This window comes from Bartonella sp. CR127HXZ (assembly GCF_042194555.1).
GTDB lineage: Bacteria > Pseudomonadota > Alphaproteobacteria > Rhizobiales > Rhizobiaceae > Bartonella > Bartonella grahamii.
The window spans coordinates 13,851-27,074 of sequence record NZ_JBHIMZ010000005.1 but is presented as its reverse complement, the minus strand read 5'-3'; the positions used below and the strand labels follow the sequence as shown (position 1 = coordinate 27,074).

9 protein-coding genes are annotated in these 13,224 nt (G+C 35.4%); 5 read left to right on the top strand and 4 right to left on the bottom strand.

The genetic code is table 11. The annotated features are described in order from the left end of the window. Positions 1–23 precede the first annotated feature (23 nt). Entirely contained in the window at positions 24–1,961 is a 1,938-nt protein-coding gene (gene dnaG / locus ACFIKY_RS04105) for a DNA primase (RefSeq protein WP_375661440.1), read from the bottom strand. A gap of 135 nt (positions 1,962–2,096) precedes the next feature. Between dnaG and ACFIKY_RS04100 the strand changes: the two genes are divergently transcribed. From ACFIKY_RS04100 to ubiC, 4 genes are all read left to right on the top strand, one after another. Beyond that, entirely contained in the window at positions 2,097–3,314 is a 1,218-nt protein-coding gene (locus ACFIKY_RS04100; protein WP_375661438.1) for a mechanosensitive ion channel family protein, read from the top strand. A gap of 70 nt (positions 3,315–3,384) precedes the next feature. Further along, the gene (locus ACFIKY_RS04095; protein ID WP_375636142.1) at positions 3,385–5,076 is read left to right on the top strand and encodes a Na/Pi cotransporter family protein; all 1,692 of its coding nucleotides are present in this window, start codon (positions 3,385–3,387) and stop codon (positions 5,074–5,076) included. An 869-nt stretch (positions 5,077–5,945) separates the two neighbouring features. Further along, positions 5,946–6,197, top strand: coding sequence for a GlsB/YeaQ/YmgE family stress response membrane protein (locus ACFIKY_RS04090; protein WP_375636141.1), 252 nt, complete (start codon positions 5,946–5,948; stop codon positions 6,195–6,197). Positions 6,198–7,275: 1,078 nt separating this feature from the next. Then, the gene (gene ubiC, locus ACFIKY_RS04085) at positions 7,276–7,785 is read left to right on the top strand and encodes a chorismate lyase (protein WP_375636140.1); all 510 of its coding nucleotides are present in this window, start codon (positions 7,276–7,278) and stop codon (positions 7,783–7,785) included. A 679-nt stretch (positions 7,786–8,464) separates the two neighbouring features. Here the strand turns inward: ubiC and ACFIKY_RS04080 are convergent. After that, positions 8,465–8,917, bottom strand: a complete 453-nt coding sequence (locus ACFIKY_RS04080) for a GatB/YqeY domain-containing protein (RefSeq protein WP_015856668.1) — start codon at positions 8,915–8,917, stop codon at positions 8,465–8,467. 258 nt (positions 8,918–9,175) lie between these two features. Here ACFIKY_RS04080 and carA point away from each other — a divergent pair, with 258 nt between their 5' ends. After that, complete coding sequence (carA, locus tag ACFIKY_RS04075; protein ID WP_375636139.1) at positions 9,176–10,372, top strand: glutamine-hydrolyzing carbamoyl-phosphate synthase small subunit; 1,197 nt, start codon at positions 9,176–9,178, stop codon at positions 10,370–10,372. Between the two features lie 188 nt (positions 10,373–10,560). Here carA and ACFIKY_RS04070 read toward each other — a convergent pair whose 3' ends face one another. After that, entirely contained in the window at positions 10,561–10,800 is a 240-nt protein-coding gene (locus ACFIKY_RS04070) for a hypothetical protein (RefSeq protein WP_375661437.1), read from the bottom strand. A 540-nt stretch (positions 10,801–11,340) separates the two neighbouring features. Beyond that, positions 11,341–12,561, bottom strand: coding sequence for an MFS transporter (locus ACFIKY_RS04065; protein WP_375636138.1), 1,221 nt, complete (start codon positions 12,559–12,561; stop codon positions 11,341–11,343). Positions 12,562–13,224: the final 663 nt, after the last annotated feature.

Sequence of the window (13,224 nt, the reverse complement as noted above, 5' to 3'; positions counted from 1 at the left end):
CTGATTCGCATTAAAAAAGCGAATCATTTTATCGTATCTTGTGTATTCCCGTCTATTTTTTCATCCAACCAACTTCCAAACCCTTCAATTAACGCTTCTGTTGCCTGCATCTGCTCCAGCTCATTTTTTACCTCACGAAGCAGATCAAAAACCTCACTCCTAGGATTTTCTACAAGTTGCTCTTTAATATCCTGTAATCTCTTATGTAGGTGGTGTTCTTGAAGATGCAAGTAGACAGCTTGTTTTAATATCGCACGTGCATCCTCTATAGAAGCTCTACCAAAGATAATACGCATACCAATATTTTGCACAAGATGTTTCATACGCTCTAACAGAGCCTTTTGCCCTCTTTTTTCTAAGAGCGCAACCATCGTCTCCTCATCATGAAGCTGTTGATTCCCAAGAATTTCCAACATAGCTTGATGAAAGCACATCAATTGAGTATTTTTTAATTCTAACTCAGAAAGAATTTCAAAATTTTCATACCACAACTCAGGATAGTAAGCTAAAGTGAGTAAAATCACTGCTTCTCGCAAAGGAATAGATTGCGAAGAATTTCGTACTATTTCAGAATTTGCTAACAGAGAAAAGGATTGATCTTTAAAGATCCTATTTGATGAAGATTGATCATATCGCCCTTCTCCCTTTTTTTTCGAAAAAGAGGGACGAAAAAAATCAAAAAGGCGTTTTTTTACATCTTGCAAATAATAACGACGGACATCTTCATCCTTAATCGTAAAAATTTGTTGTTTTAGTTGTTTTTCTAGCGCTGCTCGTGTCTCTGGAGTTTCAAAATGCTTTCCATAGGTAGCTCGCCACCATAAAAGCTCACTCAAAGGAATTGCTTTTTGCAAAAAAGAAGAAAAAAGTTGTGCTCCACCAGCACAAACAATTTCATCAGGATCTTTTCCTTGTGGCAACAAAACAAAGCGTACACAAACCCCAGCCTTTAAAAGAGGCAACACACGATCAACAACACGAAAAGCAGCGTTTAAACCAGCATCATCACCATCAAAACACAAAATGGGCTCCTTCCCCATCTGCCATAAAAGCTCAATTTGCGCTTCCGTTAATGCTGTCCCCAAGGGCGCTACAACTCCTTCAAAACCAGCTTTAGTCAATGCAATGACATCCATATACCCCTCAACAACAAGGAGTGAATGATTTTTTTCATCGCCAACAAAGCGACTGTTTTTGCGAGCTGCTACCGCGTTATAAAGTATATTTCCTTTATGAAACAGCACTGTTTCAGGGCTATTGAGATATTTTGCTCGTGTCTCTTTCTCTAATGCACGCCCTCCGAAAGCCACCACACGTCCGCGCAAATCTTCGATAGGAAACATAATGCGATTTCTAAATCGGTCATAAGAATCCGCACTCCCCTCACGCACTGTGAGAAGTCCACATTCTTCCATTTGCTTTATTGAAATGCCCCGTGCACTCAAAGCTTCTTTCAAAGCTGTACGCCTTACCGGTGCAAAACCAATGCGGAAACGCTCTACGAGCTCTGGTGTCACACCACGTGCATCCAAATAACGACGTGCTTGCACACCTCCTTTATCGCGTAAATTATATTGAAAAAAATCTGTAGCAATTTTCATTACATCATAAAGCTCAGCTTTTTCCAGTTGACGTTTATGACTTTGTGAATCCAAAATAGGGAGTTTCATTCCCGCAAAATCAGCCAAACGCTCTACACTTTCTGAAAAGTGCAATCCATCAAGCTCACACAAAAAGGTAAAAATATCTCCACTTACACCACAACCAAAACAATAATAGCGCCCTTTATGATCATCACAATGAAAACTTGGCGTTTTTTCACCATGAAATGGACAACAACACCAAAAGTCTCCCCGTGAAGGCTTACTTTTTCGAGGATCAAAATCCACCCGTTGACCAATCACTGTTGAAATTGGGAGTCTAGTACGCAGTTCATTAAGGAAATCGGGCGGGAAACGCATTATCTCTCACAGAGTTTGAAAATTCTTTTTTGCATATTTAACGACTTTAGAGCATAATTCCAATACTTCCTCTTAAGTAGTTGTAAAATTTTAAACTCTTAACTGCATATAACTTTAGAAATGGAGAGTGGAAAAGTGATCGAATTTATTGTTCAATATCCGTGGTTAGAGGCTATTTCTTGGCTTATTATTCTTACTATATTTGCCCTTTTAGTCAACTTTCTAGGACGAAAATTACTTATTCACGGAGCCAAAAAACTCTCTTCTTTTCTCCCCAAAAATACAACGATCGATATTAATAATGCTATTCAATACATAGCGGATATCATTTCAGCCTTTATTATTTCGGTTGGTGTTAATTTTATACCAACATTGCCCAATGCATTCAGTACTATCATCGGTAATGTTGCTAACGCCTTCATTATCTTTTTTGTTGTTCTGACAATTTCTGCCTGTCTGAATGTCATTAACATCCTCTACGAACAACGACCAACAGCACGGTTAAAACCAATAAAAGGTTATATTCAAATTGCTAAAATTGCACTTTTTGCTGTTGCGACAGTTTTAATGGTCGCTACATTGATTGACCGCTCCCCTCTTATTCTTTTCTCCGGTCTTGGTGCAATGGCCGCGGTTCTCATGTTAATTTTTCAAGATACGCTTCTTTCTCTCGTTGCCGGTATTCAAATTTCATCCACTGATATGGTTCGCGTTGGTGATTGGATTGAAATCCCTAATCTCGGTGCCGATGGTGATGTTATTGAAATTGCCCTGCATACTGTTAAAGTTCAAAATTTCGACAATACCATCACCTCAGTTCCTATCCGTAAACTTGTGACCGACCCTTTTAAAAATTGGCGTGGAATGCAAGAATCGGGTGGACGACGCATCAAACGCTCCCTTTTTATTGATCAATCAAGTATCCATTTTCTCACAGAAGAAGAACAAAAATATCTTTCCCGATTTAATTTATTAGAAAAATATTTCACGCAAAAATTAGCAGAAATTGACCAATGGAACGCTCAATTAGATAAAAATCATGATGTCTTAGCCAATACGCGCCGTTTAACCAACATTGGAACTTTTCGTGCTTATGTTTTTGCTTATCTACAACAACACATAAACATCAACCCTAATATGACCTTTATGGCACGGCAATTACCTCCTACAGAAAATGGTTTACCATTGGAAATTTATTGCTTTACGAACACCACCGTTTGGATAGACTACGAACAAATTCAAGGTGATATTTTTGATCACCTTTATTCCATTCTTCCCTGTTTTGGTCTAAAGGTTTTTCAAAATCCAAGCGGTTATGATTTTAATCAAGTATTAAAAGCAAAAACGAAATAAAAACGATAAACTTTAATTTATCAATTTTGAGGCAAACATACTCATAACAACAGAGAAAGAATAAAGTATCATGAATGGTTCATTGGTACTCCTTCATCTTGCCGGCGCTATTTCTTTACTTCTCTGGGCCACACGCATGGTGCGCACAGGAATTGAACGCGCCTATGGTGACAGACTTAAATATAAAATGTGCCACGTCATTTCAAAACCATTGTTTGCGGTAAGTTTTGGGCTTTTTACAGCAATGATTTTACAAAGCTCTACAGCAATAACGCTCCTTGTTGGTTCTTTCGTTGAATCTGGTTTTGTCTCTGGAGTAGCGGGACTTATGGCTGTACGCGGAGGAGAATTAGGATCAGCAATCGTTGTTAAAATTCTCACCTATGATCTCACACTTGTTGTGCCCCTTTGTCTTTTAATTGGCACTTGTATCTTCATGACAACAGAAAAACGTGAGTGGCGTCAAATAGGACGTATTGTCATCGGTATTGGTCTGTTAATTTTATCTTTAGAGATGATAAGTACAGCGACAGAACCTTTACGTGAAAGCGAAATTTTGCCTAGCATCATTCGTTATCTTTCAACCGATCCTGTTTCCACTTTTTTGTTGGCTGCTGGCTTAACCTACCTCTTACATTCATCTATTGCAGGAATCATTTTGCTGGTCAATTTTGCCAACTACGATCTTATCCATACGCAACTCTGTGTTGTCATGGTTCTTGGTGTCAACTTTGGCTCTTCTCTTATAGCACCACTTTTAACGCGCAACGCCTCTCCTAATACCCGCCTCGTTCCCTTAGGAAATTTACTCATGCGTGGGGCCGGTTCAATCCTTGTACTTATCTTATTTCTCTCCTTCCGCCCTCCCATCACATGGCTTGGCAATAACGCCCCTACTCAAGTGATCAACGCCCACATTATTTTTAATGTTTTCATTCTCCTTGCTGGAATACCGCTTTCAAAATGGGTTTTAAAATTAACCACTCAAATTGTTCATATAAGTGCAAAAAAAACGCAAGCCGACAAAACGCTCAATTTATCGGATCAAACAGCTCTTGATGACAGTGTGCTTGAACGCCCCTCTCTCGCTCTCTCGAATGTCATGCGTGAAGTCATTCATATTTGTGATCTTGTAGACATCATGCTAGAAAAAATCATGGGACTTTATGAAAATCCTGATCCCAATATTATTCGTGAACTCAACCAACTCAACACCATATTGGACAAAAAACATATCGCCATCAAACTTTATCTTGCACGATTAGCGGGACAAAAATTATCTGACGAAGAAGCTCTTCAAACGCAAGAACTTCTAGGCGCCTGTATAAAATTAGACCAAGCAGGCGATATCATTATTCATAATATGCTGATGCTGGTTAAAAAGAAACAACAAAAAGGTTTACAGTTCAGCAGCGAGGGCTGGAATGATCTCCTTCGTTTCCACGCCATTGTACTAGCCAACGCGCATATAGCATTTAACGTTCTTGTCTCACGTGATACACACACTGCACACCTATTGGTACAAAAAAAAGATCAACTACGAAACTTAGAAAAGGAGATGAGTTTAAAACATTTTAAACGTTTGCGTGAAGGGGATCTCAAAAATGTAGAATCATCCAGTCTTCATCTCGACACTGTCCGCGACCTCAAACAAATCAACTCTCTTTTGACCTCAATGATCTACCCCATTTTAGAAGAACAGGGACTTCTTCAAAGTTCTCGCCTACGCAACCCTGCTGAAGAACAAACAGAAAAACCTTAAACTTTTAAATAACTTGAATAAGAAATACATCACATCGATTACTCGATTTTGAATATGGTCAAGATACTGATTTAATCAAAATATTTTATTATTTGACAATTTAAATGAGCTTTCTGCATCGTAAATTTCTTTCATTTAAAATCTATTCATGATGAATTACTCAAAGTCATTTGCTTACACATTATAAACAAAGCAGCATGTAGAATAGAACTCTTGAAGAAAGACGTAAAAATGCCTAATCATCTCAAAGCCAAGACTGTTAAACACATAAAGAGAAAGTCAAGAGTATAATGGTTCCAACCTAAACTCTCCTTGTAAAAAGGAATTGCCCCACAGTAGCAGCAAAAACAGAAATACTCTATAAGGAATGCAAAACCCCACAAAAATGCAACATTTATATCAAGATTGGTAGAGACTCAACCTATACAGCCATTCTATAACGTGTCAACAAAACAGTTTTAATTTCATTTCAAACATCATTGATATCAATTGGCAAGCTCCAAACTTTTAAATATCTATTTTACTTATTGCTTTAATCACAAATCACAATTGTTTTTTTAAACTTAAGAGAGAGATTAAAAAAGCTTATAAATAAACTTTATGACTTTTTAAAACATTTTCACTAATATTTTCTTCTTTTATTCATATTTCTCAATTAATTAATTTATAAATAAATTAAAATGTGTTATATGTTTATACTTATTAAGTATTATTATGATATCATATGTAAATATTATTTTAATATAAAGGAAAATAATAAGTAAAATTTCTAACAGAAATATCCTTTTCACTGGATAAAAAGGGGATAAATCTTGATTTTTAAAAAGTTTACTCTAGTTACAATTTAAATTCAGGCAAAGGAGAGTATCATGGAAAATGCAAACATCGGTTGGATTGCTGCTATTATTATCGGCGGGATTGCAGGTTGGGCTGCACAGTATATTATGAAAAGCCAAACAGGAATATTATTAAATATTATCTTAGGGATTATTGGCGCTGCGCTAGCAAGCTTTCTTTTTAGTCTTTTAGGTGTAAATTTTGCTGGTTGGCTTGGCTATCTTATTTCAGGTTTTATAGGAGCCTGTATTCTTATATGGATAGTACAAAAAATTCGATCCTAGAGCATTTATTTTTTATACCTTTTGGGATTCAATAAAAAACTGGGAAACAACTAGAAAAATTTGAAATATTTCCCAGTAACTCGTTGTTACCAGTTTTGATATGATGGTGAGGTGCTTAAGCTGCGATTTTGGGCATACACCATCACCATATTTTAAAACGAAATGCAGTAAAGACCTTTATAACGCACCCATTTCATACCTATATAAACTTACGCATATCAGGAGAGATATGTTGCGTTATTTTAACGCAATACGAACCTATTTTTGTACAGTGCGCGCAAATCTAGCTCATCTTACTGTAATAACAATCCATAAGGTTACAAAAATCACTAACGATGATTAAAGACTCTACCGCATAGCACTTAACGCCTATACACTTCATCAACAATACCCTTTTTACCGAAAAAATCGAGGAGCTCTTTTGCATTCTTAAGAAGTAAAGAGAGAAGGTAAGCAAAAAATGATAAAGAATTTTTTTCTAATCTGTGAAATAAAAGAATATCTAAAGTAGATATACTATAAATACATATGAATATAACTTTATTATAAAATGAATACACATTCTGTAATATGAAGTAATTTATTACAATTTAAATAATATAATATATTTTAAAGTTTTCAAAAATATATGTATTACTATAAAATTATTTATTATAAAGAATACGATCTTCTTTACATCTCAATTCAAAAGGTTTGAATATCTCTTCACTTTCCAAAGTATAAAATAAAGTTTTATTTCTCTTACAGTTTCCTCTTTATATCATCTTACATAGATGATTTTTTATATGCGTTACAAACGAATTTTAAAGCACAAAACATTTTTCCCATTGCTCTCATGCGATAAAGAAATTTCCGTAATGCATTGTGTGAAAGCATCTTGGATAAAACATAATACTTATTTTGCTTTTTTAATGAAAATGATCCTATAATACGTATTTTCCGCATATCTTCTTTTAAAGACCTTTGATATCTTCCTGTTAAAATCTTGCTGCTTTTATACTCCTTGTATTACAATAGAGCTATTTATTTTAGTTCGCCCAACATAACATATGGAATAAGACTTTAAATGTGGAGTAAAATGATGTCTGATCTTGAAGATTCCATCTTACCACCTCTAAAGTGGCTCTCTGATCAAAATCCTCCAATACCAGAAAATATTCGCGATTGGCTCATGGAATCGGGTTCAATGACGCTTCGATTAAAGAAATATTGTACCTGCCTCCAAGTTCAACCACAACGCGAATGTTTTATTACGCGAGATCAATTAACAGACGAAGCAGAGCATCTCCCCGAAAGTGCGCGTTATTGGCTACGCGAAATCATATTGATGGGAGATAATAAACCTTGGCTTTTTGGACGCACTGTAATTCCACAAGAAACCCTCCTACACAATCAAGCCTTGATGCATTTGGGAACTGTACCTCTAGGACATTATTTATTTAACCATGACAAATTAACCCGCGATTACATTCATATTGGTCAACAAGGTGTGCTATGGGCACGCCGTTCCCGTTTACGGTTAACGGGTAAACCATTGTTGCTAACTGAACTATTTTTAACAGATTCACCACTGTATCCCCACAAATAGAGATTACTCATTTTATTCTGCATAATTTATAGATTTTATATAGCTTATAAGGGATTTAATCAAAGAAAAGAATTTCAAAATCAGCTCAAAACACATTACAAACAAAGACTTATTTTAAAAATATCTTTTCATTTCATCAACTCAGCTTAAAAATGTCTTCTATAGAAAAAACGTTTTAAAGTTCTGATTTTCTTATCATTAAAACCAGCGCTTGAATTAAGAAGATACACACCATATTGATAAATATCATCTACATTTAAATTTCTTGCCGAATAATCACCACTCTAAAAATACGGCAACTCTTTATCAAAAAAATGCTTTGAAACAGCAAAAAAGACAACAATACACTCCCCAAAATTGGAAATCTGTATCAATTAGCTAATCATCCTATTTTAAAATTTTTAACAGTGCAGACAATAGATCTTTTTTAAAAAGTAGAAACTCTATAATTTTTTTGTTTTGTTAATGATCTAACAGCTTTGAAGAACAGAAAAATTTAATACATAAAAGATGTTTTTATTGCTCTATGAGCTCCAAAAAAGGTTCGTTTATTTCAAAAAATATTTTTTTGATAATAATTATGTATGTACAAGATAAATGACATTTATCAACATCCTACTGACTTACAAAAGCGACGCACAATAAAAAATATTTTCCAATCCCCTTGAATTAATAAGATCTATTGCAATTTCTTACGAAGACTATTGCACACTTTAGAAAAATTCATTTGCCCCGCATACCGTTCCTTAAGCCATGCCATCACCTTGCCGATATCGCGTAATTTTTCAGCTTTTGTTTGTGCCAAAGCTTCACAAAGAACCTGTTCTACTTCCATCTCCTTAAGTTGATAGGGAAGAAACTCACGAATAACTTCTATTTCTGCTTGTCCTCTCTCTGCCAATTCCAAGCAACCAGACTCTTTATAGACTCGCATCAATTCTTCACGCTGTTGAAGCATTTTAGTGAAAACAGACTGTATCTGCTGATCATCCACTTCTAACTTCCCTTGATCATAATAAAGAATATCACGATCCCTAACTGCAGCATTCATTAAACGAAGTGTAGCAAGACGCGCACTATCTTGCGCTTTCAAAGCAGCCCTAAGTGCCCCATCAATCTGGTTACGCAACATAAATTTATCCAATTTTGTTCAAGAAAAAAGTGCCTTTTAACCAATCTTTATCCATCTTGCAATGGAGGATAAAAAAATAATTAAGGACTCGATCTTCGAAAAACTAAAACAAGACTTTACCTCTTCATGGAATGTACTTATACTGCCTATTTCAAGCGAAACATTACCAGAATAATATACACAGCATCTGTTAAAGGTATGATTTTTGTGTAAAGTTGATCATTATACCTTTCAGAGAATAAATTGTGGATACATACTATGATACAAACGACTTCACCCAGCAGCCCTTGGAGTATCAAAAAACCTACAGCCCTCTTAGTCTTAGCTGATGGAACCGTTATTGAAGGCAAAGGAGCAGGTGCTACAGGTATTGCTGAAGCTGAAGTGTGTTTTAACACCGCCATCACAGGCTATGAAGAAATCCTCACAGACCCGTCATACACACAACAAATCGTTAATTTTACTTTTCCTCATATAGGAAATGTAGGGGCAAATAGTGAAGATATTGAAGCTCTCACTCCTCTCAATTGTCATGGTGCTGTTGGCGCTATTTTCAAGGCAGACATTACACACCCCTCAAATTATCGTGCCAATGAAAATCTTCATCAATGGCTTAAAACGCGTAAAATTATTGCACTTTGTGGTATTGATACACGTGCGCTCACAATTCTTATTCGTGAAAAAGGTGCGCAAAATGCTGTCATTGCACATGATTCTAATGGAAATTTTGATATTCCTTCATTAAAGAAACGTGCGCAAAAATGGCACGGTCTCGTCAATCTTGACCTTACGAAAGACGTGACATCTCAATCATCAATGCAATGGGATGAAAAACCATGGAGCTGGAATAAAGGATACGGTACAAATAATGTGCACAATCTTCATATCATTGCAATTGACTATGGTATTAAACGCAATATTCTTCGCCTTATGGCAACACAAAAAGCACGCATTACTGTTGTACCTGCCCACACAACTGCAAAAGAAATTCTAGCAATGAACCCTGATGGCGTTTTTCTTTCTAATGGACCAGGGGACCCCGCAGCTACGGCTCAATATGCCGTTCCAACGATCAAAACGTTAATTGATCATAATTTACCAATTTTTGGAATATGTCTTGGTCACCAACTTCTCGCTCTTACGGTTGGTGCAAAAACCATGAAAATGCACCAAGGACATCATGGTGCCAACCACCCAGTTAAAGACCTCAACACTGGAAAAGTTGAGATTGTATCGATGAATCACGGTTTCGCCGTAGATTCTGCCTCTTTACCACAACATGTTCAAGAAACACATATTTCTCTCTTTGATGGTTCAAACTGTGGTATTCGAATCATTGGAAAACCAGTTTTTTCTGTTCAATATCACCCCGAAGCTTCTCCTGGACCACAAGATAGCCACTACCTCTTTCAGCATTTCTGTGATCTCATTATGAATTATAAAAAAATATCTTAAAATAAAATATCTCACCTTCTAGCTTCTCTCCTTTAAATTATATCATCTTCCCATACACAACTATATTATTTTTATACCTACAACTTATTGAATAAGTGTTATTATTTATCATTTTGCAACTAAAATGAGAGCACTGAATAGCTTGAATTTTTCTCATGACTCTCCTCTTAGAATTGTATTCATCAAAATCATTGGCTTCCCCTAAGCAAAATAAGTGTGTCGATAAAAACCATTTTTAAAAAGAGTAAAGTACCTAACCGTACCAAAAGCTCAGAGCTATCGGAACATTGGAAACTGGCAAAGTGAATGATTGGTGCTGCATCTTTATATACGTAAAGTGAGTAGTGTACGGCAGATCTTATACCATTGACAGTGACTTTTACCTCATATTCTTTATTGGCACTATCATGAAATTGGCGCAAACACATTGAAAGCTATTCCTTCAAATAAGTATTGGATTCACAATACAATTTTAAGCATTATATTTTGCATGAGAAGCATAATTCCTATTAAAGAATAAAAAACTAAAGTGTGAGACCATGCAACAAATCTCTACTTTTAAAAAGATATTACCATAGATGGTTTTGAAAGCTGTAAAGCCGAATAAAAAAGTGATGGCAAAACAGGAAACGGTTTTTCAATTTTACAACTTTATATTCTTCCAAAATGAGTTTTTTTCGATTCTAGAAGTGATGCAAACAAATATACGCAATATTTTACTTCCAATTTGCCATATAAAATTTGGAATTGTTCGCACAGTACTAATACATCTAACGCAGATACGTTTTAATCTTTGTTTTCAATATGCTGCTGCATTAGCACTGAATATTAATTTGCAAGCAACAGAAAAAATACGGACTCTACTATACAAACAATATCACAAAAAACTTTTTACCTATAAAATGATGCATTTTGTTTATCTTGTGCATTCTCTAGCAAAATAGTACGTACCAGCTCTCCTCAACAAATTAACGTACCCGCAAGACAAAAATAACTGTCGCAACGACAAGAAGAAAAAAGCCTCCAACAAAAGGAGCACCAGAAAAATAAAACTGTGCATTTTTATCTGTAAAACATTCAAAAAGAAACACATAAAAAACAGAACCAAATATTAAACTTAACGAAATAACAGATGTCATCGCTCCTTGCAGTTCTCCTTGTACATTTGTTGGTACCTGCGCTGAAGCAATAGCACGTATAGGTGCATGAACAAGATATTCAAGCATTGTACACGCACAAACCATATAAACCATCCACCCCTGCGTCGCAAATGTATAGCCCAGCATAGCAACGGAGGCAAACAAAAGCCCCACTATAACAATATGCCAATCACTCCATCGTTTAGAAAAATAAGGCAAAATGAGAGCGACTACAATAAATTGGCCTATCCCAAAAACACTATAGGAGAGCCCAATAGAAAAAGAACTCCAATCATAGCGTTCTTTTGCAATGAAAGCCCAAATGCTTAACCATACAGATTCCGCAAACCAATAAAGAAAAAAGACCAATAACACCCAAAGAACCATCGGATATTGTTTCAGGTGCCAAAAAGCACCTAAGGGATTTGCCCGCTTAATATCAAAAAAGCGCCTATTCCATAGAGAAAGAGTTTCTGGAAGCATAACCCAAGAAAAAATAAAATTAATGAGTGAAAAACCAGCAGCAAAATAAAACGGAATACGCGGACCAAACTGACCTAAAAAACCACCAATAAACGATCCTAAAATAAACCCCAATGCGGATGCAACGCCTAACAGACCAAAATTGCGTGTACGGGTTTTATCATCGGATATATCCGCAAGATAAGCTGTACAAGTTGCAAAACTAGCACCACTCATCCCTGACAAAAGACGCCCGATAAATAACATAGAATAACTCCATGCTATAGCACATATGAGGTTATCAAGAGCAAAGCAGATAATAGAGAGAAGCAAAATAGGACGACGACCATAACGATCAGAAAGATTGCCAATAACAGGAGCAAACAAAAACTGCATCACTGAATAAGCTGCAAGTAATTTTCCTCTTTCTACAAAAGATGTACTGATATCTTTTCCAGTTAATTGAGAAAAATATTCAGGCAAAACAGGACAAATAATCGCAATGCCAAGAATATCTAACAATAAAGTGATGAACACTAAAACGAGCCCACGCTGAACAAAATTCGGGTTAAGCATTTGGTCTTGCATAACATACACACTATTTTACGCATACAATTACTCCCCCGCTATCTTTTTACTCCCTTTTCCTTTTAAAAGTATTCTATACCATATACTTGTCACATATAAAATAATAACAAAGTAAAAATTTAAGTAAGAGTCAAGATAAAAATATAAAATTACATTTTAATTGGTATATCTTTGTCAAAGCATAAAAAATATTTTTTTGCATTATACGAACAAAATATTTGTGCGACCAACTCATAAACAAAATTTCATGAAACACAGAGCATTTCCAATAATTTTAGAGACATTATGATAGATTTTATCAGACATCATTTCCCCTTCTCATACCAACGTTTTCAGGAATCTCAATTCCACTTGATACGTTAGATATCCTCTAGCAATTGAAACCTTTTAAAAGATAAGCTCTTAAAAAATTTTCTTACCCTCAGAATGTGCTATAAGATTAAAGCAGCATCACCCGAATAGCTTAACAACGTAAAAAGCTCATCATATTTTTTAAAAATATTCATTTGACAATCATTTTATTTAAAAAATAAGTATATTATAGAGAAATATTCTTTGATTCTATAATCTTAGAAACTATTCATATTGCTTGCAATTTGTGTAACCTTAAAAAACATGATTATATCTTTATATTCATTGATGCTCTTAATGATTATATGCTAC